Below are 24,708 nucleotides of genomic sequence, written 5' to 3' on the forward strand. Positions count from 1 at the left end.
GTTCCTAGTAATTAATCGTAATGAGACTTTGCTGTTAAGTCAGGCAAGGTAATAATAAATTGTGTTTTAAAATAAGCATCGCTTTGTGGTTCTGAATGAAGTTTGATGTCTCCTTTCAAAACTTGTGTTACCCATTGGTGCACCATATATAAACCTAAGCCCGTATTACCTTTACCCCGTGCGGTTGTATAAAAAGGCTCAAATATATCTGCTTTAGTGTCATTATTAACTCCTTTACCATTATCTGACACGCTAAGCCTTACGCTATTATTTGTCGCTTGCTCTACTTTTATTTCTATCACTCCCTCTTGCTTATCATCAAAAGCGTGATTTAACGCATTAATTACAAGGTTTTCAACCACCTGAGAAATAATCCCTGGCAAACTAATCACCTGTTTATTGAGCAAGAAAATAGTTTTCACTTTTATCGGTGAATTTTTTAATCTGGAGTTTAATGACAATAATAGCTCTTCAATAATTTTTTCAATATCACATGCAATAAATTCATCATTGTGGCGATCAATGGCCATTTTTTTAAAACTTTTCACTAATACAGCGGTTTTATTTAAGTTAATTTTAGCCAGCGCTAGATTCTCACCAATACTGGTTGTTGTTTCCTCTAGCGTTGATTTAGTCAGCCCTTGCTTAATCGCTGCATTTAATTTACTCAATGCCATATCTGCATTAGAAACAGAAATAACGGCTCCTCCAATAGGCGTATTCATTTCATGAGCAACACCTGCCACGAGCAACCCTAATGAAGATAGTTTTTGTGCTTCTATTAATCCTTCTTGTAGCTGTTGTTGCTGCTTTATAGTGGCATCAAGCTCTCGGTTCACTATATCTAGTTCTATCTTTTCTATATGTAATTTATGCGAGAGGGTTAACAACTTATTTTGAAACTTATACTCACGATAAATAAAACCAAAACTAATTAAACACAGTAAGCCACTACACAATAACGCTAACTGCAGAGCTCTATTGTGTGCAGATATTAGCGATTCATCTGGACTACTTACAAGAATAATTAACTCTTTATCAGTGTCACTAATTCTGCCTTTATTCTCACGCAATGAAAAAATAGAAAAACGACGGTAAGTATAAAGACCATTATTGAAAAAATATGACCCATATTCTACTTTGCCATCAATAATTTGCTGCCAAAGATCTGGTTTTTTTAAAGCGAGTGTTTGCTCATTGTTACCATACATAAACCCCCACTCTAAGTTTGCATCACTATTTAATAACCAAAAACCATCATGGTTTAAAATGCTGATCAAAGTACCCTCTTGGTTGTAACTCTTAATCTGACTAAACAAGTAATCTAAGTTAAAGTTTACAACTAGCAAGCCATCTAATAGGTAGTTTTCTTTATTGGTACGGTAGGTTACGCGGATTGTTGGCTGAAGAGGCTTTACAATTTTGTTGCGTTCAATGTTTAAGTCTATCTCTGTGGCAAATATATTTGGGGCACTGACCTGCATGCCTTTTTGAAAATAGTAACGGTTTTGCTTATTTTGCAAACCATCGGGCGCTTCAATTTCGCCAACACCATTCACTGCGTTAATGCGGTATTGCTCCTGGCCTTGTGTATCTAGCCAGCGAATTTGCGCGATATTATTAGAGAGAGCGGCAAAATTTAAAAAGTAGTTATTTATTTCATCTCTGCTTTGCTCTAGTTGTAAGGGCTTGTTTTGTTTATCACTTTTTAAAACCGACCCCTGAGCCAGAATACGAGTTAGCTTTTTAATGCTACTGAGTTCTTTGGAAAAATCACCACTGATAAGGACTAACTTTTCATCTTGCTTAGCTTTTATGGTATTTATTTTTTCTTGGTATATTTGTTCATATACAAGCCAACCAATAAATAAAGTAATAAATAAACTAAATAGCGATTTAACTAGCACACTTTTTTTTGAACCAATTGGCAAACTATTAACGCTATTCATTTTTTGTCACTTCATACTGCTTTAACCACACGAGCAGCTCTTTTAAAAATAAAGGTTTAGAAAAATAATACCCTTGAGCTGTTGCACAGCCTTGTTGCTGTAACCACTTTGCCTCAAATTCATTCTCAACCCCTTCAGCAATCACCGAAAAATTAAATTGCTTTGCCAAAGACAGTATCATTTTAATCATGTACTGATTGTTGTCATTAAATTCAAGATCACAGACAAAGTAGCGATCTATTTTTATCGACGTAGACGGTATTTCATTAATGTGAGCCAACGATGAGTAACCAGTACCAAAATCATCAATACTGACTTTAAGACCTAAATCAATAAACCGTTCAAGTGCTTCTTTAATTAGGCTGTAATTACTAATAGCTTGTGTTTCGGTCACCTCAAGCTCAAGCATAGAAGGCGAAATATCGTACTCTTCAATTTTAGTTTTTATCTGCTCAAAATAACTTGGCTCAACTAAGTCATAAGACGATGCATTAAACGCAACGGGTAAGTTGTAGCCTTGCTCTTTAAGTTGGTTAATCACTTCGAGTATTTTCTCAAAAATCACATGGTCTAGTTCATTAATTAATCCGGCTGTTTCAGCTAACTCTATAAATTCATCAGGGCGTACAAAGCTGCCATCAGCTCTTTGCCACCTAGCGAGCGCTTCAAAACCTGCAGGTTTCAAGGTTGATAGGTTCATTTTGGGTTGTAACGCCACCTCTAAACTTTTATTACCTATAGCCGTTCTAAGCTCAGCCATTAGCTCGTAGCGCCGAGTAATTTGATCTGTTTTTTCCTCGGTATGCTGAATATACTTAGTTTGGTTTACCTGTGAAGAGTTCAGGCTCGACTCTGCCAGGCTGATCACTTTTTCCGGGGAGAGGTTTAAAGCTGCACTTAATTTTAATTCTAAAATACGCACATCAATGTATTGTTTTACCTGCTCGATTTCGAATTTTTGTTTATTTTGAAAGTAACTAATAGCCTCTGAAATATCAAAATCAACACTGACTAACATGCCAAATGTTCTGCTACTAACTAATGCTATGCGAGGGTCATACCTAGCAAAGGTATCAACAATACTTTGGTGCACTAGCTTCATTAATTTATTACAAAATTCATGACCAAAGGTAAATGCTTTTTCATCAAACTGATAAATATCAAAAATGACTAATCGCGTTTTTAGCCGCTCATGAGCATTCATATTCTTTATTTCACGGGTTAGCCAGTTACGGTTTTGCAAGTTAAGTGATACGTCGGTGTAAGCAAGTTCAGTTAAGCGATTCAACAACGAAATATTAGCAAAGCCCGTACTCACATTTTCACTAAATACCTTAAGTAAATATTCATTTTGCTCACTAATCGGATTATCTGATTTTACAATGGTGATGTAATCAGCGCCCTGCTGCTCTGGCGTTTCGAAAAAAAACACACTGTGGCTTTTTGAAAATATATGACGACGCTCTTTAGTAGCTTGTTTAAAGTCTTGTAGCATTCCTGCGGGCAGGCTAGTTTCTACTGGCTGCCCTTTAGTGCCACTAAAACAACCATGAGTAGAGAGTATTAAGCATTCAGACTTGGAGCCTGTATTACTCGAACAAAAAATACCGCCGCCTTCGGTTATTTTTAAAATATTACTAATTTCTTTAAGCACAGCATAAGAAAAAGAGGCCATATCGTGCTTACCGTTGATACTTCTCGATGCATCAAGCACCAGCTGTAAACCTTGCCTCGCTGATCTGATTTGTGAAATATATTCCCAAGTGCGCATGTTACTATTAACAATAGATTGCAGCTTCTCGGCAGATAGGTCTGATTTATTCCAGTACTCATCGATATCGAGCATTTTCATGATATCGCTCTCTGGTGCAAAGCCAGGTTGCCCTGTTAACAGCACAATACGCATTTCTGCGTTACCGATGACCTCTCGAATAGTATTTACTAAACGCAGGCCTGAGTCATCTTCCTCCATCACCACATCTATAAAAATAAGTGCAATATCAGGGTGCATGCTCAGCGCCAAAGCAGCCTCTGGCACAGAATTTGCCGTTAACAGCTCGTATTTATAACCATCCTTGGCTTTTAGTTCTTTTAAGCTGTTAACTAATGCGTTTTGATAATCAAGATCATCTTCAACGGTTAATATTTTCCATGCTTTCAGATCTGTATCTGCTTGTTCTTCTTCAGCTGCAAATACAAATAATCCCTCTTTATTTTGCATATCTTCTCACCCAATAATAAATAAGGTATGGCTCTGTTATTAAAATGATTTCAAAGCCATAGGTAAAATTCTTAAATAAATTAGTAGTTATTTCAATATTAGAAGAGGGTATTGGATGTGTCTAATTTAAACAAAACGTTTAATTAGAAGGTAACTGCTACAGCTAATTACTTGACCGTAGCAACTTCAGGTGAAAAAACGGGTTATTGGCAAACAGTAACGGGCACGCCACTGTGAAATTTAAAGTCTTCATCGTCTGATGTAATTAGTTGCGCTTCTATTTCAGCAAATTCTTTTACTCGCTCGGTAATATCAAAATCAGCAATGTCTTGAGCAAGGGTTAAGTAGTCTTGATAGTGGCGAGCCTCTGAGCGTAACAATGAAATATAAAAGTCACCTAAGCGTTTATCTACATGCGGGGCAAGCGCAGCAAAACGCTCACACGAGCGTGCCTCTATGTAAGCACCTACAATAAGCTTATCGACTAAGGCGTTGGGTTCAAACGTTTTAACATTACGCAGCATACCTTTGGCGTAACGACATGGGGTTATACTTTTATATTCAACACCGTATTCATCCATAATTTCCAACACTTGATAAAAATGATGCAACTCTTCTTTTATTAACATCACCATTTTATCAATTAAGTCTTGGCCATAAGGTGAGTTAGATTTAGGAATAATAGACTTTGTCAGTTTATTTTTAGCCGCTAAATCGCGCCAATTCCCTTCACGTTTATAAATAAGCGTTTCAAATGGTTTTAGCCACTCAAGCAGTGCATCACTGCTGTCTTTATCTACTGCATACTTACGAATTAAAAACATCGCACTTTGCGCTGCTTTTAGCTCACAAATTAAGTGATCAATTAATATGATGGGTAAGTTTGCTTTTTTGATTGCTTGCTCAACCCACTCATCGGGGGTGCTGCATAATAAAAAGTTATTAATGGGTTCTAAAAGTTGGCTATGTGGCACGCTGACTTCTCATTGCTAAAATTGCGATGCGGCATTTTAACATGAAATATTACGCTGAATAAAATAAACACACACCCTTATTACAAGCTCATGGTTAACTTGACTTTGTATACTTACTGAACCATAACTAAAAGGACTGTATAAAAACAAACCAATTATAACCAAACAGTAATTTATCCTTTTATGGAGAGCACGCAATGATACTAAATCACCTATGGGGCTTATACGCCCACCCACTCGAAGAATGGCAAACAATTGATAACCGTCACGAAAGCTTAACCTATAGCTTATCGCATATTTTACTTATCGCTTTATTTCCCTCTGCAATGGGATACTACTCATCGGTTTACTTAGGCTGGAGTATCGGCACAGGTAACCTGGTATTTTTAACCCATGAAAGCGCACTGATGATTGGCGCAGCCATGTATGTTGCTTTAATTGGTGGTGTATTTGCTCTAGCCTATTTAGCGCATTGGATGGCAGTTACTTTTGGCGCTAAACCAACCTTTACCCAAACTATTGAGCTGGCAGCGTATACCGCAACACCGGTGTTTATGTCGGCATTGGCAGCCTTTTGGCCTGAGCTGTGGTTTGTGGTGTGTGTTGGATTAGTGGCGCTCGCTTACTCAGTTTATTTACTGTATACCGGCGTCCCTATTTTGATGCACATTCCACAGGAGCGTGGCTTTATTTACGCAAGCTCTGTTGTAACCTGTGGACTAATTTTGCTGGTTATTATTTTAGCACTTACCGCGATGCTATGGACCAACGGTATAATCAGCCCTATGTTTACTTAAATATTCCTTTTCTATAGACGCAAAAAAGGAGCTTAACAGCTCCTTTTTTATTGGCCTTGATAGTGCTATCAGGCTGACATTACTTTATTAATCAGATTCGTTTTCATCTTGATTATGTATTTCTAAACCAGATGACATCGCGTTTTCGCGGGTGCTCTTAGCTGAGTCATTACGTAACTTGTCTATACGGTTTAAGTAATCTTGATCAACGTCGCCAGTAATATATTGACCATCAAACACTGACGTTTCAAACTTAGTGATTTCAGGATTTTCTTGGCTAACTGCGGCAATTAAATCGCTTAATGATTGAAAGATTAAACCATCAGAGCTAATGCTTTGGTTAATATCTTCTACTTCACGGCCGTGTGCAATGAGTTCAGCCGCCGATGGCATATCTATACCGTATACATTTGGGAAGCGTATTTCCGGTGCCGCTGACGCAAAGTAAACATTTTTAGCACCAGACTCACGGGCCATTTCAACGATTTGCGCTGAGGTGGTACCACGTACAATTGAGTCATCAACAAGTAGAACATTTTTACCTTTAAACTCACGGTCAATCGCATTGAGTTTTTGACGTACTGATTTTTTACGTAGCTCTTGGCCAGGCATAATAAACGTACGGCCAATGTAGCGGTTTTTAACAAAGCCTTGACGGTAGGGTAAGTCAAGCACGCGTGCCATTTCTAAAGCGATATCACACGAAGTCTCTGGGATAGGAATAACGACATCAATGTCTTTATCTGCCCACTCACGGGCTACTTTCTCGCCTAATTTAGTCCCCATATTTACACGTGCTGCATAAACCGACATACGGTCAATGGTTGAGTCCGGACGCGCAAAGTAAACAAATTCAAAAATACACGGTGAGTAAGACACTTTATCCGCACAGGTAAAAGAATGAAACTCGCCTTTTTCCGTCACATAAATTGCTTCGCCTGGTGCAACATCACGAATAAACTCAAAGCCATCTGGCTTTAGCGCCACACTTTCTGAGGCAAACATGTATTCAGTACCCGCAGCAGATTCACGTTTACCAAATACTAAAGGACGAATACCATTTGGATCGCGAAACGCCACAATACCATGGCCGATAATCATGGCAATAGTGGCATAACCACCCGTCACTTTATTGTTAACTTCAGTAACCGCTGTAAAAATATCTTCAGGGTCTAGTTTAAGTTTGTCTGGCTTACTTAGCTCATGTGCCATGATGTTAAGTAAAATTTCAGAATCAGAAGTAGTATTAACATGGCGACGTGCCTCTGAAAATAACTGTTCTTTTAACGACTCTGCATTGGTTAAGTTACCATTATGAGCAAGTGCTATACCAAAAGGAGAGTTCACGTAAAACGGCTGAGCCTCTGACGAGCTTGAAGAACCCGCCGTTGGGTAGCGCACATGGCCGATGCCAATGTTGCCTTGCAAACGTTTCATATGACGAGTGTGAAATACATCTTTCACTAGGCCATTTGCTTTGCGCAAGCTAAATGTATTGTTCTCAATAGTTATGATACCCGCAGCATCTTGGCCACGGTGTTGCAAAACGGTTAAGCCATCATAAATCGCCTGATTAACTGGCGATGTTCCGACTATTCCAACGATACCACACATGTAATTTATCCTCGCCGATTAACGGTTTACTGAATTTAAAAAGCTCGAGTTGTTTTCTAGGTACGAAAAGAACCATTCAACTACAAAGCCAAATTCTGGAATCAAAATAGAGTTGCCCCACCAATGCGTATTTGGCGCACCAGTAAAAGCATCAAGAAAGAAGAGTAACGCGCTCACGACCAACACGCCTCGAAGAGCACCAAACACCACACCAAAAACACGGTCTGTGCCGGATAATCCGGTTCGCTGTACAAGCTCACCTAAAATATAGTTTAGTAAACCGCCTAACAATAGCGTCGCAAAGAATAATATGGCAATGGCCGCCGCATTTCTTAAAAGGGGTTCAGAAATGGATGTTAGGAAGGAAGCTAAATATTGATAAAATAAGCTGGAGATGATGAAAGCCCCTGCCCATACCGCTAATGACATAGCTTCTTTAACAAAGCCGCGTATTAAACCGATGATGGTAGAGAGTGCAATAATGCCAAGAATGGCGTAATCAACCCAGATCATAAGAACCAATTAGTCGCTAATTTTGGGCGCATTCTATACCTAAACCTCCTAGTGATGCAAGTTTAAGCGAGAGATTACAGGCGAGTAAAAACATGCTGTTTTTAGATAAAAAATAGCATGAAATATACAGGCTAAAAGTAGGTGGAGATCTAGTCTTAACTTATGGAGTATAAGTTACGTAAATATGCAATATTAAGTTATGAGCACACTCACCTATTAGCGACTAAGTTATTTTGCCACTTCAAATTGAGTGACTTTACCGTTTAGCTTAGTTAGCTCTTTAAGCGCAGGAAGCTGAGACTGCAGCTCTTGTTTACTTAACGACGGCCCTACAAATACTTTAGTCAACGTACCATTTGGCGTTTTAATTGGCCTAGTAAAGCTTTTAAAGCCTTGCGTTTTTAGCTTGGCCTGCAAGGCTTTTACATTAGCCGCATGCGAAAAACTGCCTAGCTGAATAACATACGCCATACTTGTTAAGTTTTCATTAGTATTACGCGTAACATCATCTTGCCCAGCGGTTACTGTACTTTGCTTTGTATCGGCTATGACCGCTTCAACCATTGCAGGCTGTGCGCTAACGTCTGTTTCAGCGGAGTTGTTTTGTTGCTCAAATGCAGCATCATCAGGCTGAATGTCTTCAATTTCATCCTCTTTTAATGGTTCTGCATTTGTTACTTGCTGGTCAATTGATTCTTGCAAATCAATGGTCTTGAACTCAGAGCGTTCTGGAATCGCTTTAAAGCCTTCTTTATAGTGCACTTTTTCACCATCGAGTATATTGGGAATAAACACAATTGCTGCGATCACCACAATACTTGTTCCGACTAAGCGATTAATAAAACCTGAGTTCACCGACATCCTCTCTATTTTTTAAAGTAATGAATAGCGCCAGCCACGGTAAAAAATGATCCAAACACAATTAATAGTGTATTACTTGGCTGGTTTGGCAAAATAGCATCCAATGCTACCTCTACGTTGCTATAACCCTGTTTAAAGTAACTATTGGGTATGCTTGAAAGCGCCTGTTGTAGGTTAGTGGCACTATCGCCACGCGGGCCACCTATACTCGCCAACGACCATTCATCTACTACATTAGCCACTTCTTTAAGCACACCGACTTTATCTTTATCAGCAAGCATAGCGGCTAATGCATGAATTTTAAAGCCTTTATCTTTATAGCTTGCTAACTTAGTTGCTAAATAGCGTGCAGATTCAGGGTTATGTGCCACATCGGTATACACTAATGGCGACTCACTTAATTGTTGAAAGCGCCCTTCTACCACTAAGTTGGCTATACACTGAGTTATTACTTCATCTGTTGGTAATAAATTTAACACCGATAAGGTCGTTAATGCGGTAGCCACATTTTGACATGGGATGGCCGGTTTAGGTAACTCGAGTTTATGTTCTTTAAATTGCCAACTAAAACTCTGCGCATACTCTTTAAAAATAAAGTCGCTGCCCGATAGCACCATATTAGCGTTAATTTCTTTGCCATAATCGGTCATTGTATGCGGAATATTTAAATCCCCAATAATTGCCGGGGTACTCTCTCTAAAAATTCCCGCCTTGTCATAAGCCACCAGCTCACGGGTATCACCTAAGTATTCTTTATGATCTAAATCGATGGTGGTGATCACGCTAGCAAAAGGGGTAACAATATTGGTCGCGTCAAAACGCCCGCCTAAACCTACCTCTAACAGCACGTAATCAACCTCTAAACGCTTGAATATTGCTAACGCGCCTAAGGTGCCATATTCGAAATAGGTTAATGGTGTGTCACCACGCCCTTGCTCTAGCAAATTAAACGCATCGACATGGTATTGATTGTCAAGCTCTGCGCCATTAACGCGTACACGTTCGTTGTAGCGAACTAAATGAGGTGAAGCATACGTGCCAACACAATAACCTTGGGCTAATAATAATGACTCTAAACAACGAGCTGTTGTTCCTTTGCCATTGGTGCCTGCAATAAGAATGATTTTACTTGAGGAAGTTAAAAGCCCTATGTTGTTAGCAACACGAGCAACGCGTTCTAAGCCCATTTCTATATTAGCTGGGTGAACACTCTCTAAATAACAAAGCCAATCATCAAGGCTTGATGATTGGCTAGGAATTGTTTTTGTCATAGCATGTAATCAGTAAAGCTGAAATTTACGCTACTCTATGCTCTTGTTCCGTAGAAGGCAAGTTCATAAATTTTGCTAGGATACGTGCTAGCGTATCGCGCATTTCTCGACGGTCAATTATCATGTCGATTGCGCCATGCTCTAATAAAAACTCACTGCGCTGGAAACCCTCTGGTAGTGTTTCACGCACGGTTTGCTCAATAACACGCGGACCGGCGAATCCAATCAAAGCTTTAGGCTCTGCAACATTAATATCACCAAGCATTGCTAATGATGCTGATACACCACCCATTGTTGGGTCGGTCATAACAGAAATAAACGGTAAGCCTTTTTCGGTCATTTTAGCCAGTGCAGCACTGGTTTTAGCCATTTGCATAAGTGACATAAGGGCTTCTTGCATACGTGCACCGCCCGATGCAGAAAAACAAATTAGCGGCATATTATGCTCTAAACATTGGTCAACCGCGTCAACAAAACGAGCCCCTACAACCGATGCCATTGAGCCACCCATAAATGAGAATTCAAATGCAACAGCAGCAACTGGAATACCCTTTAGGTTTCCTTTCATTGCAACCAGTGCGTCTTTTTCGCCACTTGATTTTTGAGCTGCATTAATACGATCTGAGTATTTTTTAGAGTCTCTAAATTTAAGCACATCTTTAGGTTCGTGTTGAGCGCCTAACTCTTGGCGGTCACCGTCATCTAAAAACTGTTCAAGACGTTTACGACCACTAACACGCATATGATGATCGCACTTAGGGCATACATTTAGTGACTTTTCTAATTCTGCTTTGTATAAAATTGAATCACATGACGTACATTTAGCCCATACACCTTCTGGAATTTCTTTACGACCTGAAGATTTAGTCGTTTTTGGTAAGATTTTTTCTAGCCAACTCATTTGCAACTCTCTTAATGCTGTTCTGTGTCGCGAGTCTACATGTTAACCATGCAAACAAATTTTTCCAATTAAAACATGAATTACGCTATCACGGTATAAAAAACTGGTCTTAGTAGTTAGCCCTATGAATAACAGCGTCTAAAAATAACACCTATTTAGATATTAAATCTCGGTATCGGCTAAAAACAACGGCCCCAACGGCGTTCTAGGAATATTAAAGTGTTCTGGGTAATCAACATCCACTAAATATAAACCCGCCGCTTTTGCTGTGGCGCTCGCTTTGGCCCGCTCTTTAACATCTAACAGCTCTTTTAACCAAATTGGTTCATGTTTATGTAAACCGATATCCATTAAACAACCGGTAATATTACGTACCATATGATGTAAAAATGCATTGGCTTTAATATCAATAATGACATAAGCACCTTGGCGCTGTACCGATAAATGCTGAATCGTTCGCGTTGCCGTATTGGCTTGGCAGTGAAGCGCCCTAAACGAGGTGAAATCGTGCTCACCTATTAAATATTGGCAAGCCTGCTGCATTTTCACTTCATCTAATGGATGATGGAAATGGGTAACACCTTCATTTAATACCGCACCACGAAACGCATAATTATAAATCACATAACGATAACGACGAGCAGTTGCACTAAAGCGTGCATGAAAGTCTTCAACCACAGGCTGTGCAAAACGAATAGCTATATCTTTAGGTAATAAGGTGTTCATGCCTAATGTAAAGGCCACCATTTCGCGCTCAGCATGGGTGTCAAAATGTACCACTTGACCCGTACCATGCACCCCGGCGTCGGTACGCCCCGCACATACAATTTCAACTGGATGATTACAAATGCGCGACAACGCTTTTTCTACTTCTTGTTGTACGCTATTTACATGTGATTGACGCTGCCAACCACTGTAACGCGCGCCATTGTATTCTACTCCAAGTGCTACTCGCATAATAACTGCTTTACCTACTGTGCTAATCGACGCTGCATTTTATGCTATATGGCGTTCCAATAAAAGCAGCGAACCAAGGTTCCTAACTGTGCAATACAAAAAACCCGCTATTAGTGTTACTTATGGCGGGTTTTTCAGCTAAGTTATTTTCGAATATATCTAATTATTAACTTTTAAGTCTAGCCTTTAAACTTTGTGCTTCTTCTTGCACATCGTCTGGGCCGTTATTAATGATCTCATCTAAGATTTTAATTGCTGAGTCAGCATCATCAATCTCAATATACGCATGGGCAAGATCAAGCTTGGCTGAGTAACCACCGCTTTGGGTATCTACATCCATAGGGTTATCACCAGCGAGTAATGAATCGTAGTCACCTAAGCCAACATCCATATCAACGTCGGTGTAAGGTTCGTGATCTATATCCGCTTCATCGCTTTGCTCTAACAAGGCATCGATATCAACAAAGTCATCTTGTTCTAAAGCTTCAGTAACCTCAGGTTGCTCAATTGGCGCTGGCGACGGTGGTGTTTTATCATCAGCTAAGTCTTCGTTGAGTAAACTATTAAAATCAACATCAAACTCACTGCTGTCGCTTAAATCAACATCATCAGGCTCTGCCAGCTCATTCAGTAATGCATCAAAATCTGTTTGCGTTAAATCAGCCATGAACTCATCATCTAGTTCATCATCTGAAATCACTTCTGATTCTAATGGTGCTAACGTTTGGGTTAAATCCGCTTCACGATCAGCGTTAGTTTGCTGATCGGTAAATTCAGCTGACTCTGCGAATTCATCAAGTTGATCATCATCAAAATCATCGTTAGTGCTAACAGCTTGCTCATCTGCAGCTTGTTCAGTCAGCTCTTCAGGCTCTGAAACTTCATTATCTAGAGCTTGCTCTAAGTTTGACTCTGAAAACTCATTATCAAGTAACAGCTCATCATCAAAATCATCTTCTAAGCTATCGAGGTCATTGCCTGCTGATAATGCATTAGCGAGATCTTGCTCAGCCTGACTAGGTGACATACCTGTGGCATCGCCGTCTAAATGGTCACCTTGTAGCTCTTCTGGAGTTAGTGATTGTTGCTCTTGATCAGATAAAGGCAGTTCATCATCAAGTTCTAACTCAGGGTACTCCTCAAGTTCTTCACTTGGGGTGACTATTTCAGGCTCATAAAGCTCATCGTCATCTGTTGATAAATCATTGCTTTGGATATCGCCAGCAAGCGGATCATCGCCTAAATCAATTTCCTCTTCATCAAGCTCATCGTTTAAGTCATCAATTGACCAATCAGGTACGTGTTCATCTTCATCGCTTGCTTGCTCAAGCTCACTTAAAAGATCATCGACACTTTTGAAGTTTTCATCGTTGTATTCGTCAAGCGCATCTTCGGGGTCGAGTAAAGTAGAAGACGTATCGGTAAAATCATCTTCTGATCCAACATCAAGCTCTGGCTCTGCTTCAAGTTCCGGCTCTGCTTCAAGCTCTGGTTCTACTTCAAGTTCTGGCTCAGCTTCAAGTTCAGGCTCAGCTTCAAGCTCTGGTTCTACTTCAAGTTCTGGCTCAACTTCAAGTTCTGGTTCTGATTGCTCATCTAATCCATCAATCGACCAATCAGGCGCTTCGACATAATCATCACTTGTTTGTTCTAACTCGCTCAGTAGATCATCTACGCTTTCAAGGTTTTCATCGTTGTACTCATCAAGCGCATCTTCTGGGTCGAGTAATGTCGATGAGCTATCTGAAAAATCACCTTCTAAGCCATCTACTGCGTCTTGATCAGCTGCAACTTCTGGCTCTGTTTCAATTTCAGGTTCAACTACAACTTCTGGCTCAGCTTCAATTTCTGGTTCAGCTGCAACTTCTGGCTCAGCTGCAACTTCTGGCTCATCTGCAACTTCTGGCTCAGCTGCAACTTCTGGCTCAGCTTCAACTTCTGGCTCATCTGCAACTTCTGGCTCATCTGCAACTTCTGGCTCATCTGCAACTTCCGGCTCGGCTTCAAGCTCTGGCTCAACTTCAAGTTCTGCCTCAGCTGCAAGTTCTGGTTCTGCTTCAAGTTCCGGCTCAGCTTTAAGCTCTGGTTCAACTTCAAGCTCTGGCTCTGCTTCAAGCTCTGGTTCAACTTCAAGCTCTGGTTCAACTTCAAGCTCTGGTTCAACTTCAAGCTCTGGCTCTGCTTCAAGTTCAGGCTCGGCTTCAAGTTCAGGCTCGGCTTCAAATTCAGGCTCGACTTCAAGTTCAGGCTCTGCTTCAAGCTCTGGCTCTGATTCAAGCTCAGGCTCTGCTTCTGGTTCAGATTGCTCGTCTAAGCCATCAACTGACCAATCAGGTGCTTCTACATAATCATCACTTGTTTGTTCTAACTCGCTCAGAAGATCATCTACGCTTTCAAGGTTTTCATCGTTGTACTCATCAAGCGCATCTTCTGGGTCGAGTAATGTCGATGAGCTATCTGAAAAATCACCTTCTAAGCCATCTACTGCGTCTTGATCAACTTTAACGTCAGACTCAGCTGCAACTTCTGGCTCAGCTTCAATTTCTGGCTCAGCTGCAACTTCTGGCTCAGCTTCAGCTTCAACTTCTGGCTCAGCTGCAACTTCTGGCTCAGCTGCAACTTCTGGCTCAGCTGCAACTTCTGGCTCAGCTTCAATTTCAGGTTCTGCTGCAACTTCTGGCTCATCTGCAACTTCCGGATCAGCTTCAATTTCAGGTTCTGCTGCAACTTCTGGCTCAGCTTCAATTTCTGGCTCAGCTGCAACTTCTGGCTCAGCTTCAACTTCCGGCTCGGCTGCAACTTCTGGCTCAGCTGCAACTTCTGGCTCGGCTGCAACTTCTGGCTCAGCTTCAAGCTCTGGCTCAGCAAAAGATGAAGCAATAGATTCTATATCTTCACTATTTAATTCTTCTTGCGCGTCAGTTAAATCTTCTATTGAGTCTGCCAATGCATGATCTATTTCAGAGTCATGAACATCAGTTTCAGGTTGCTCTGCATCAAGTAAATCATCAATATCAAACTCGTCGTCTTCTTCAACTAAGCTGTCAATATCAGGCTCTTCGCTTTGAGCTTCAGCCGCTGGTTGCTCAGCGTCGAGTAAATCGTCTATATCAAATTCGTCGTCTTCTTCAACTAGGCTATCGATATCAGGCTCTTCGCTTTGAGCTTCAGCCGCTGGTTGCTCAGCGTCGAGTAAATCGTCTATATCAAATTCATCGTCTTCATCAACTAAGCTGTCAATATCAGGCTCTTCGCTTTGAGCTTCAGCCGCTGGTTGTTCAGCGTCGAGTAAATCGTCTATATCAAATTCATCGTCCTCTTCAACTAAGCTGTCAATATCAGGCTGTTCGCTTTGAGCTTCAGCCGCTGGTTGTTCAGCGTCGAGTAAATCGTCTATATCAAATTCGTCGTCTTCTTCAACTAAGCTGTCAATATCAGGCTCTTCGCTTTGAGGTTCAGTAGCCGGTTGCTCAGCATCAAGTAAATCGTCTATATCAAACTCGTCATCATCGGCTTGTGCTGATACATCAGCTGTTTGCTCATTGTTCTCATTAAGCAAATCATCAATGTCAAAGTCTTCACCCTCTTCGGCTAGCTCTTCACTGAGTGCTGCCATATCATCATTCGATTCACCTTTAGGTTCATCAGGCAGTGCATCGTCATCTTCTTCATCAAACAGGCTATCTAGGTCATCTGAACTTAAAATGTCATCTGATTCATCAAGATCAATCGTGTCGCCAGTATCATCTTCATCTGAGCTATCAAAGTCTTGTTGCATGAAAACATCTAGCTCATCGTCCTCTGTGTTTTCGTCTTCAAAAACCACATCATTATTGAGTAGGCTTTCTAACTCATCTTGATCTAGTAAACTGTCATCATCGAGATCATCGTTAAATTCCACATCATCATCGAGTAACACGTCATCCATGTTATCGTCTAACTGCACACTTAAATCATCAAGCGGATCGGGAGCTGGTGCTTCATCGAGTGAGGGCTCTGGCACTTCATCTATAGGATCAGTAAAAGCAGGGGCTTGTGGAATAAACTCATCATCATTACTTTCAGGCTCTTGATCATTACTACGTTTACGCAGCCACATAACAACGGCAAAAATAATCAATAAAGCTGGAATAGTCATTAATAAAATGAGCACCAAAGGGTTTGACAATAACGCTGCAAAACTAAATTCACTCTCTTGCTGTGCGTCCTTTAATTTTTGCTGTGCAATAATCTCATTTTGTTTAAGGATTAATTCTTTTAACTGTTGTTGAATTTCACTGTCTTGGCCTAGTTGTAAACGAACGTTTTCTAATTCGCTTGAAATACCTGTTAGTTGTTTTTTAAGATTGTTGTTTTCAACTAAAATTTCTTCTACGTTACTCACAGAGCTTTTAAACTGCTGCTGAAGCTCAACCAATTTATTGCTTTGGTCAGTCTTAATCGCTTTTAATTCTTGTTGTAATTCTTTTTTGGCTTCATCAACATCTGCTTTGCGTGCTTGCGTTACTTTTGTTTGTGCTGAATTAATTTCTGCTTGGGTGAGCGTACCGTTTTTCTTTTTTTCCCACAGGTCATCATCTTGCTCAGAGCGCTGCTTAGCTAATTGCGGATCTACTCGTCTAATTTCTGCCAAAGTCGGTATCTTTAAATAAGAACCACTTTGCATATGGTTTAAGTTTTGTTCTAAGAATGAATTAGGGTTTTTGTTATACAAGGCCTGCATAACTTGATAAATGCTTACTGAATTATCAGGACGAACCTTAACGGCAATGCGCCAAAGTGTATCGGTTGGTTTTATTGGCCCAATAGAACGCCCCTGTGCGCCATAATCTGCGCCTTTAGGCCCTCTTAACTGGGTACTGTCTTGAGAGTAAACAGTCGTTACCATCAGTGCAGACGCTAATATAATAAGTGAAACGAAACCGCGCATGCTGATCCTTTAATGTTTAAATGTTAACGCAGCGCTTTAAATTGGCGCTTAAACATTGATTATTCTTGCCGTTGTTAGCCAAGTAGCTAACGCACATTTTTATTACAATCTATTTTTATTGCAAGCTCTATTCCAGTTACAAACTATAAACCAGTTAAGCCATAATATCCATCGCAACGCATTGAAAATAAATACCTTAAACATCTAGATAAAAATAATTTTATGTTGTTTATCAAAGTGTTTACACTGCTGTTGTTTATAAGTGGCAAAAAAATGGCAATTAAAGCACAAAAAAACGGCAAACCACTTAGGTTTGCCGTTTATTGGATTATCACTATCTTCAGGCTAATTACATGTAATTAGCGATTAGCTCTTCTGCTATTTGCACACTGTTGGTTGCAGCCCCTTTACGGGTGTTATCACTTACTACCCACATATTTAATCCATGTGGGTGTGAAATATCGGCACGTAAACGGCCAATGTAAACAGTGTCGTTACCACTGGCATCAGAGACAGCCGTTGGGTAATCACCCGCATCATCAATTAGCTCAACACCCGGTGCATCGCTCAATAATTGCTTCACATGCTCAAAGTCATAAGGCATACGCGTTTCTATATTAATTGACTCAGAATGACCAAAGAACACCGGTACACGAACGCAGGTCGGGTTTACTGCAATGGTGGTATCGCCTAAAATTTTATGCGTTTCGTTTACCATTTTCATTTCTTCGCGTGTATAGCCATTGTCTTCAAAGCTATCGATTTGCGGAATAACATTAAACGCAATTTGCTTAGGAAAAATGTCGTTTTCCATTGGACGTGCATTCATTAAGTTAGCTGTTTGTTTTGCCAGTTCATCAACCGCTTCTTTGCCTGCACCCGACACTGCTTGGTAGGTTGAAACGTTAATACGATCAATACCGTAGGCATCATAAATAGGTTTAAGCGCGAGCATCATTTGAATAGTTGAACAATTAGGATTAGCGATTATATTACGGTTTCTAAAATCGGCTAAACTCGCTGCATTCACTTCTGGCACAATTAGCGGCACTTCAAAGTCATTTCTAAAGTGTGAGGTATTATCAATAACAATACAGCCTGCGTCTGCAGCAATCGGGGCGTACTTTTCAGACACACTGCCACCAGCAGAAAATAAGCCGATATGCGCTTGGCTAAAGTCAAAGCCTTCAACATCGCGTACTTCTATGCTCTCACCACGAAACTTTATATCTTCGCCGGCACTTCGGCTGCTTGCTAATAAAAACAGCTGATCGACCGGAAATTTACGATCTTCCAAAGTTTCAATGATTTGACGACCAACAAGGCCGGTAGCGCCGAGTACGGCAACGTTATATTTTTGCGACATATTTCATCCTCTGTAAGCACGGTTAAAACAACCGCGCTAATTAAATTAGTTTACTGTGGTAAAGCCAAGCTGGGCGAGTGCAGCAAGCTCGGTGCTATCACCTTCAACCATCACAGTGCTAAACTCACGGCGGGTTGAGTAGTTTTTTCGTAAGCTGTCAAAGCCTTCATCGGCCAAGTGACGTAGTAAAATGCCATCATCACGGCGTACGTCATAAACTAAATGCACTAAACGGGCTATATCTGTTTCGCTAAAACTGCTTTCTAGGGTGACTTTTTTAATCGCAGGAGGCGGTAAAAAATCATCAAGCGATTTTATTGCGTTAACCCCTTTGAGCTCACATAAGCGCTGGTACAACATTTGTGTACCTCGCGCTTTACCTTCAAGGGTATGCCCTGCAATGTGAACACTGGCATAGCGCACGTGCTCCAGTAATTCAGTTAAAATATTAGGTTCATTTTCCCAAACATCCAGCACTAAATCGAGTTCTGCTCCGGCTTGCATCACTTCAAGTAAGGCTTGATTGTCAATTACATCACCTCGGCTGGCGTTTATTAACGTTAACCCAGATTTAAGTTTAGTTAAGCGTGTTTTATCAAGCATGTGCAGGGTTTTGTGCCTACCCGTTTTAATCAACGGCACATGAAAAGTAACAATATCTGACTGCGCTAATAGCTCATCAAGCTCAACATGCTCGGTTAATAGCCCTTGCTCATGTTTAATTGGATCGCACAATAGTAAATTAACGTTCAGTGCTTTTAACTTTTGCGCTAAACAACTGCCAATATTACCTACACCCACAATACCGATTGTTTTACCACTTAACGGACTGGCATTTTCTTGGCTTAATGCAAATAAGCTACTTATTACATACTCAGCTACGGCAATGGCATTACAGCCAGGCGCACTGGTAAAGCCGATATTGTTAGCACTGAGCAAATCAGTATCAATATGATCAACACCAATCGTGGCGGTACCTACAAAGCTTAGTTTATTCGCCTGTGCTAATAGTTCACTGTTAACTTGAGTAACTGAGCGGGTAAGCAGTACATCAACATCGATAAGTTGTTCAGGGGTTAATTGCCTGCCATCAAATCGTTCAACCTCACCCATATCTTTAAAGAATTGCTCAACTAAAGGCATATTTTGATCGGCAAGAATTTTCATTGTGAGTCCGTTTGGCGAAATGAGGCGCTATTGTAACGAACAACCCCCTATTAGCACAAACGAAAAAGCCGAGCATTTTGCTCGGCTTTAAAATAGGTAACGATTAACTTAACCTTTGTATTTGCTCATTACTAGCGTGGCATTAGTACCGCCAAAACCAAAGCTGTTAGACATAACCGTGTTTAGTTCAACGTCTTTTGCTTCAGTCACAATATTCAAGCCTGCCGCTTGTTCATCTAACTCATCAATATTGATAGATGGCGCAACAAAACCGTGCTCAAGCATGAGTAATGAAAAGATAGCTTCGTGTACGCCAGCCGCACCCAATGCATGGCCTGTCATTGCTTTAGTGGCACTGATCATTGGTGAGTTACCACCAAATACTTCTTGAATAGCGCCTAGCTCTTTAACATCACCTACTGGTGTAGATGTACCGTGGGTATTTAAGTAATCAATGCTGTCAACGTTTTGCATAGCTTGGCGCATACAACGTGCCGCACCTTCACCCGATGGTGCAACCATGTCGTAACCATCTGAGGTTGCGCCGTAACCGGTAATTTCAGCGTAAATATGCGCGCCACGAGCAAGTGCATGTTCAAGTTCTTCAACAACCACAATACCGCCACCGGCTGAAATTACAAAACCATCGCGGTTTGCATCATAAGTACGTGATGCTTTTTCAGGTGTGTCGTTGTATTTAGTAGAAAGCGCGCCCATAGCGTCAAATTCCATCGCTAACGTCCAGTGAAGTTCTTCACCCCCGCCTGCAAAAATAACGTCTTGTTTGCCTAATTGAATTTGTTCTACCGCGTGGCCAATACAATGCGCAGAAGTTGCACACGCAGAACTAATAGAGTAGTTAACACCTTTAATTTTAAACGGTGTTGCTAAACATGCAGAAGTGGTGCTTGCCATAGTACGTGGCACCATGTAAGGACCAACGCGTTTAACGCCTTTTTCACGAAGAATATCAGCCGCTTCTACTTGCCATTTTGATGAACCACCGCCAGAGCCAACTAATAAACCAGTACGCTCGTTTGATACTTGCTCGTCGCTAAGACCCGCATCTTCAATCGCTTGCGCCATTGAAATATAAGAGTAAGCCGCCGCATCACCCATAAAGCGCATTGCTTTGCGATCAACATGCTCTTTAACATCAATATCAATTTTACCTGATACATTGCTACGCAATTTGTAATCAGCAAATTCTTGATTAAAAGCAATACCACTTTTACCAGCTCTAAGTGACTCTAATACTTCTTGTTTATTATTGCCGATGCTTGATACAACACCGATGCCTGTTATTACGGCTCTTCTCATGGGTAATTCCCTTAGCTTAATACTTAATTGTGTTCTATTTTACGCGAATTTAATCATCTAAGTGGTCAGCTTTCTAGCGTACACTTGTACTCTGAAGCTACAGCTTATAAATAACGCCAGACTATTTCAAAGAAAACACGTAAAATAATTAAAAAATTATCTATAAATTGAATTGGTCATGATAAAAAACGCCCATATACACTTTAACGACTTAGGCACACCGGTTGCCAATGACTTTGACGATGTTTATTTTTCTAATGACGATGGCCTTGCCGAATCGCATTATGTGTTTTATCAACAAAACAGTATAGATACACGGTTACAAAATCATGACCGTGAACACTTTGTTATTGCCGAAACCGGTTTTGGTACTGGACTTAACTTCTTAAATGTATGGCTGCAGTTTTCTGACCACCTACAGTACTCACAAGTTCAAAATGAACAGCCAAATACTGTACAGAGATTACATTTTATTTCTTTTGAAAAATATCCACTTAGCGTAAATGATTTAAAACAAGCCTTGCAAGCTTGGCCTAGCTTAAGCCATTTAAGCAAGCAGCTCGTTGCTCACTATCCGATTAATTTAAATGGCTGCCATCGGTTAGAGTTTGCCAATGGCCGTGTAGTCCTCGACCTCTACTTTGGCGACGTACTGGAATGCATTAATAGCATGAGCTACCCACAAAGTGGGCTGGTTGATGCGTGGTTTTTAGATGGCTTTGCGCCAAGTAAAAACCCCGATATGTGGCAGCAAAGTGTATTTAACGCCATGGTCGATATTTCTAGAAACAATGCCACATTAGCCACGTTTACCGCTGCGGGCTTTGTGCGCAGAGGACTAAAAGAGGCAGGCTTTAGCATGCAAAAAGCCAAAGGCTTTGGCCGAAAGCGTGAGATGCTAATTGGCACACTCGCTCAAGCCAACCCAAAACAATCAGCCCCCGCCTATTTTGAGCATCACCCCTCACCGCTTTCAAGTGTGGCTGTTATTGGCGGTGGTATAGCGAGCAGTTGCATCCTTTATAGCCTCGCAAAGCGTGGGATAAAAAGCCACTTATTTTGCCAAGATGAAAAACCCGCAATGGGGGCATCGCACAATGTACAAGGGGCTGTGTATCCGCACTTACAGGCAAAAAACTCGCCACATAGTGAATTATTTGCCCATAGTTTTTTATACGCGAAGCGACTTTATAATCAATTAATCAACAATGGCTTTTTGTTTGATCACCAGTGGTGTGGTGTACTACAACATGCAGTAAAACAGCCATTGGCAGATCGCCATCAAAACCTCGCAGATAAACAACTGTGGCCAGAGCAGCTTATGCGAAATGTGACTGCTAATGAGGGTGATGCTATCGCTGGGGTTAAAACAGGTTACTCAGGGGTGTTTTTTGAACAAGGCGGCTGGGTTAATCCCCCGCAGCTAGTCTGTGCAATGTTAGATGCCGCACAGCAACTAAATTCATTTGAAAGCCGATTTAACTGCCATATTGAGCAATTTAATAAACAACCCGATGGTTGGTACTTAACCACGCAAAAGAAAACATTTGGCCCCTTTAGCGATGTGATTATTTGTACTGGTGAGCACAGTGATGCATTTACGCAAACCAAAACACTTCCCATTGTTGGCGTTCGCGGCCAAGTGTCACATGTTCAGGCAAGCGAGCAATCACGTAAACTTAATACTGTGTTGTGTCACAAAGGTTATTTTACTCCCGCTTATTTAGATCATCACTGTATGGGCGCCACCTTTGAAAAAAATAGCAAAAGCCGTGAAGTGACCGAGCAAGACAACCACACTAACCGCGAGCAATTACTGAGTTTTTATAACAACACTGAATTTGCCACTAGCTTAGGGGATATTAGCTCAGCCAAAGCTGCTGTTCGCTGTAGTTTTATTGACCACTTACCAATGGCTGGTGAATGGGTGGAGCAAACTGATTATACACATGCATTTGCTAATTTACGTTTAGGCAAGCGCTATCGATATCAGCCGTTAGAAAAACCACAACAGGGCCTACATATTTTTACCGGCTTTGGTGCGCGAGCATTATGCAGTGCACCGTTATCTGCTGAGCATTTAATAAGTAGTTTAAACAATGAACCACGCCCACTAAGCGAGCGTGTAAGCCAAGCAATTCACCCAGGGCGCTTTATTGTTCGAGACCTTATTCGCAATAAAATTTAAAGGTAGTAATACCACCGTAACTATGTAACCGAAGTAAGTATAATGATCGAGTAAAAGTTCTAAAAAACATCTTTAAAGCAGCTAATTTTAATGCTCAGTTAAGTAATGACTTTTTAACTAATATGTTTTTTTAAATAAGCTCATTTAAATCCCATTTACCCTTTAAAAATAATTCCCTACCCCAAGGTCTGTTTGTACGAACAATCTTTACACTATATTGAGAAGGAATTAATTATGAGTAAGACTTTAATTATTGGCGCAAGTGGGCAGATTGGTAAACTAACCACCAAACTATTGCTCGAACGCCAACATCCTGTAGTGGCTTTAGTACGTGACAAAAGTAAATTAGATGACTTAAATAGCGACTATTTAACAATCGTAGAGCAAGATTTAGAAAATGATTTTAGCGATGCGCTGCACGGTTGCGACCATATCATCTTTGCCGCAGGTTCAGGCGGGAGCACCGGCGCAGATAAAACCTTACTTATTGATTTATGGGCCGCCACCAAAGCCATTAATTACGCAAAAGAGCATGCCGCTAAGCACTTTACAATGGTGAGTTCTATTGGCGCTGACGATCCAGATGCAATTCAAAGCGATTTAAAACCCTATTTAGTAGCTAAGCATATGGCAGATAGGCATTTAATTAATAGCGGGCTCAATTATACGATTGTACGTCCAGGCTCACTCACAAATGAGAATGCCTCAAAACTTATTTCTACCGAACGTCCCAAAGATCGCGATAAAGCAATCATTAGCCGTGAAAACGTAGCCCATGTTCTATTTACTATTGCCACAGAGCAAGGCAGCAATCGCTGCATATTTGAAGTATTTGATGGCGACAAACCAATAAAAGCCGCTATTAAATAAGCATTGCATTCATCCCTTGCCATGCAAGCTGTATGGCAAGCAGGGTTAAAATCACTTTAAAAATAACCCTAAAACGCGCCACCGATAACCGCTTAAGTAACTTAATCCCTAACCATGTGCCAATGGCTCCGCTTAAAATCATCGCCAGTGTTAACGGCAACCATTGCCAAAAGCTAAAACCCAGCCCCGCATAAACAACGGCTTTTAAACTATGCTGCAAGGTCATAATACTTGAAAAAGTCGCGGTAAATTTAAGCTTATCGTAATGATTAATGTGTAAATAACTTGCCACCAGAGGCCCACTTGCTCCCACAAAGGTAGAAATAAATGCCGTAATTACGCCCGCTAGTAAGCGCCCTAATCGTGAGTCTTTATTAAATTCAGGGATTGTTCCCCACAGTAAATAAATCACAAATAAAGCCACAAACAGCTTCATGCTATCAAGGTTAATATCGCTTACTACTTGGCTTGATAGCCCCGCGCCAATTAATCCACCCAGAGTAAAATACAGCAACATCGGCTTATCAAGATGGGTAATGCTCAACAACAACCGATTAGCATTAGAGCCTAACTGCACTAAACCATGAACCGGCACCACCACCGCCATAGGCATAACCGACGCCATTACCACCAACAGCATTAACCCGCCGCCCGCACCAAAAGCGGCCGATACAAACGAAGTAAACCCCGCCAGTAAAATGAGTAAAAGCGAAATTAAAGGGGAGATGTGTTCAGCTGTAAAAATATCCATATCTATGCCCGCTGTTAATCATTGACTCATAATACAAAAAATAGGCAAGTAAGCGACT

At 40.9% G+C, this 24,708-nt stretch carries 17 protein-coding genes; 3 read left to right on the top strand and 14 right to left on the bottom strand.

Annotation, left to right across the window (positions count from 1 at the left end):
• Positions 1–11: 11 nt before the first annotated feature.
• The 3 genes from AC27JR_RS12425 to miaE all read right to left on the bottom strand — a co-directional run bounded on the left by AC27JR_RS12425 (position 12) and on the right by miaE (position 5,144).
• A complete protein-coding gene (locus AC27JR_RS12425) occupies positions 12–1,949 on the bottom strand; it encodes a sensor histidine kinase (protein ID WP_487173769.1) in 1,938 nt (645 codons plus the stop codon).
• The gene (locus AC27JR_RS12430; RefSeq protein ID WP_487173770.1) at positions 1,942–4,170 is read right to left on the bottom strand and encodes an EAL domain-containing response regulator; all 2,229 of its coding nucleotides are present in this window, start codon (positions 4,168–4,170) and stop codon (positions 1,942–1,944) included. Before AC27JR_RS12430 ends, AC27JR_RS12425 begins: the two co-directional genes overlap by 8 nt.
• A 203-nt stretch (positions 4,171–4,373) precedes the next feature.
• Complete coding sequence (gene miaE, locus AC27JR_RS12435; protein WP_008111058.1) at positions 4,374–5,144, bottom strand: tRNA isopentenyl-2-thiomethyl-A-37 hydroxylase MiaE; 771 nt, start codon at positions 5,142–5,144, stop codon at positions 4,374–4,376.
• A 197-nt stretch (positions 5,145–5,341) separates the two neighbouring features.
• Between miaE and AC27JR_RS12440 the strand changes: the two genes are divergently transcribed.
• The gene (locus AC27JR_RS12440) at positions 5,342–5,941 is read left to right on the top strand and encodes a Yip1 family protein (protein WP_008468350.1); all 600 of its coding nucleotides are present in this window, start codon (positions 5,342–5,344) and stop codon (positions 5,939–5,941) included.
• Between the two features lie 87 nt (positions 5,942–6,028).
• Here AC27JR_RS12440 and purF read toward each other — a convergent pair whose 3' ends face one another.
• From purF to fabB, 10 genes are all read right to left on the bottom strand, one after another.
• Positions 6,029–7,555 (bottom strand): amidophosphoribosyltransferase, encoded by a 1,527-nt coding sequence (gene purF, locus AC27JR_RS12445; RefSeq protein WP_008468349.1) that lies wholly within the window; start codon positions 7,553–7,555, stop codon positions 6,029–6,031.
• 18 nt (positions 7,556–7,573) lie between these two features.
• The gene (locus AC27JR_RS12450) at positions 7,574–8,068 is read right to left on the bottom strand and encodes a CvpA family protein (RefSeq protein WP_008468348.1); all 495 of its coding nucleotides are present in this window, start codon (positions 8,066–8,068) and stop codon (positions 7,574–7,576) included.
• A gap of 228 nt (positions 8,069–8,296) precedes the next feature.
• A complete protein-coding gene (locus tag AC27JR_RS12455; RefSeq protein ID WP_487173771.1) occupies positions 8,297–8,923 on the bottom strand; it encodes an SPOR domain-containing protein in 627 nt (208 codons plus the stop codon).
• Between the two features lie 11 nt (positions 8,924–8,934).
• A complete protein-coding gene (folC, locus tag AC27JR_RS12460) occupies positions 8,935–10,200 on the bottom strand; it encodes a bifunctional tetrahydrofolate synthase/dihydrofolate synthase (RefSeq protein WP_487173772.1) in 1,266 nt (421 codons plus the stop codon).
• Positions 10,201–10,225: 25 nt separating this feature from the next.
• Positions 10,226–11,101, bottom strand: a complete 876-nt coding sequence (gene accD, locus AC27JR_RS12465) for an acetyl-CoA carboxylase, carboxyltransferase subunit beta (RefSeq protein WP_008468345.1) — start codon at positions 11,099–11,101, stop codon at positions 10,226–10,228.
• Between the two features lie 162 nt (positions 11,102–11,263).
• Positions 11,264–12,058 carry a tRNA pseudouridine(38-40) synthase TruA gene (gene truA / locus AC27JR_RS12470; RefSeq protein ID WP_008468339.1) on the bottom strand — a complete coding sequence of 265 codons (795 nt, stop codon included), beginning with the start codon at positions 12,056–12,058 and terminating at the stop codon, positions 11,264–11,266.
• A gap of 166 nt (positions 12,059–12,224) precedes the next feature.
• On the bottom strand, positions 12,225–16,988 hold the full coding sequence (locus AC27JR_RS12475) for a FimV/HubP family polar landmark protein (RefSeq protein ID WP_487173773.1): 4,764 nt from the start codon (positions 16,986–16,988) through the stop codon (positions 12,225–12,227).
• A gap of 349 nt (positions 16,989–17,337) precedes the next feature.
• Positions 17,338–18,354 (bottom strand): aspartate-semialdehyde dehydrogenase, encoded by a 1,017-nt coding sequence (locus AC27JR_RS12480; protein WP_010388045.1) that lies wholly within the window; start codon positions 18,352–18,354, stop codon positions 17,338–17,340.
• A gap of 45 nt (positions 18,355–18,399) precedes the next feature.
• The gene (locus AC27JR_RS12485) at positions 18,400–19,521 is read right to left on the bottom strand and encodes a 4-phosphoerythronate dehydrogenase (RefSeq protein WP_487173774.1); all 1,122 of its coding nucleotides are present in this window, start codon (positions 19,519–19,521) and stop codon (positions 18,400–18,402) included.
• A gap of 108 nt (positions 19,522–19,629) precedes the next feature.
• Complete coding sequence (fabB, locus tag AC27JR_RS12490) at positions 19,630–20,841, bottom strand: beta-ketoacyl-ACP synthase I (protein WP_138608223.1); 1,212 nt, start codon at positions 20,839–20,841, stop codon at positions 19,630–19,632.
• A gap of 178 nt (positions 20,842–21,019) precedes the next feature.
• On the opposite strand from fabB, the gene mnmC reads away from it, so the two are divergent.
• Both mnmC and AC27JR_RS12500 read left to right on the top strand, forming a co-directional pair.
• A complete protein-coding gene (mnmC, locus tag AC27JR_RS12495; protein ID WP_487173775.1) occupies positions 21,020–23,029 on the top strand; it encodes a bifunctional tRNA (5-methylaminomethyl-2-thiouridine)(34)-methyltransferase MnmC2/FAD-dependent 5-carboxymethylaminomethyl-2-thiouridine(34) oxidoreductase MnmC1 in 2,010 nt (669 codons plus the stop codon).
• A 234-nt stretch (positions 23,030–23,263) separates the two neighbouring features.
• On the top strand, positions 23,264–23,899 hold the full coding sequence (locus AC27JR_RS12500; protein WP_487173776.1) for an SDR family oxidoreductase: 636 nt from the start codon (positions 23,264–23,266) through the stop codon (positions 23,897–23,899).
• Here AC27JR_RS12500 and AC27JR_RS12505 read toward each other — a convergent pair.
• Positions 23,892–24,650 (bottom strand): sulfite exporter TauE/SafE family protein, encoded by a 759-nt coding sequence (locus tag AC27JR_RS12505; protein WP_487173777.1) that lies wholly within the window; start codon positions 24,648–24,650, stop codon positions 23,892–23,894. The genes AC27JR_RS12500 and AC27JR_RS12505 overlap by 8 nt on opposite strands.
• Positions 24,651–24,708: the final 58 nt, after the last annotated feature.

Source organism: Pseudoalteromonas sp. NH0006-26 (assembly GCF_057552415.1).

Excerpts from the sequence above, each read along its gene's own strand:
- AC27JR_RS12440 (WP_008468350.1), top strand. The coding sequence starts at position 5,342 with ATGATACTAAATCACCTATGGGGCTTATACGCCCACCCACTCGAAGAA.
- folC (WP_487173772.1), bottom strand. The coding sequence starts at position 10,200 with ATGACAAAAACAATTCCTAGCCAATCATCAAGCCTTGATGATTGGCTT.
- AC27JR_RS12430 (WP_487173770.1), bottom strand. The coding sequence starts at position 4,170 with ATGCAAAATAAAGAGGGATTATTTGTATTTGCAGCTGAAGAAGAACAA.
- AC27JR_RS12505 (WP_487173777.1), bottom strand. The coding sequence starts at position 24,650 with ATGGATATTTTTACAGCTGAACACATCTCCCCTTTAATTTCGCTTTTA.
- AC27JR_RS12425 (WP_487173769.1), bottom strand. The coding sequence starts at position 1,949 with ATGAATAGCGTTAATAGTTTGCCAATTGGTTCAAAAAAAAGTGTGCTA.
- fabB (WP_138608223.1), bottom strand. The coding sequence starts at position 20,841 with ATGAGAAGAGCCGTAATAACAGGCATCGGTGTTGTATCAAGCATCGGC.
- mnmC (WP_487173775.1), top strand. The coding sequence starts at position 21,020 with ATGATAAAAAACGCCCATATACACTTTAACGACTTAGGCACACCGGTT.
- AC27JR_RS12485 (WP_487173774.1), bottom strand. The coding sequence starts at position 19,521 with ATGAAAATTCTTGCCGATCAAAATATGCCTTTAGTTGAGCAATTCTTT.
- accD (WP_008468345.1), bottom strand. The coding sequence starts at position 11,101 with ATGAGTTGGCTAGAAAAAATCTTACCAAAAACGACTAAATCTTCAGGT.
- AC27JR_RS12475 (WP_487173773.1), bottom strand. The coding sequence starts at position 16,988 with ATGCGCGGTTTCGTTTCACTTATTATATTAGCGTCTGCACTGATGGTA.
- purF (WP_008468349.1), bottom strand. The coding sequence starts at position 7,555 with ATGTGTGGTATCGTTGGAATAGTCGGAACATCGCCAGTTAATCAGGCG.
- AC27JR_RS12450 (WP_008468348.1), bottom strand. The coding sequence starts at position 8,068 with ATGATCTGGGTTGATTACGCCATTCTTGGCATTATTGCACTCTCTACC.
- AC27JR_RS12500 (WP_487173776.1), top strand. The coding sequence starts at position 23,264 with ATGAGTAAGACTTTAATTATTGGCGCAAGTGGGCAGATTGGTAAACTA.
- truA (WP_008468339.1), bottom strand. The coding sequence starts at position 12,058 with ATGCGAGTAGCACTTGGAGTAGAATACAATGGCGCGCGTTACAGTGGT.
- AC27JR_RS12480 (WP_010388045.1), bottom strand. The coding sequence starts at position 18,354 with ATGTCGCAAAAATATAACGTTGCCGTACTCGGCGCTACCGGCCTTGTT.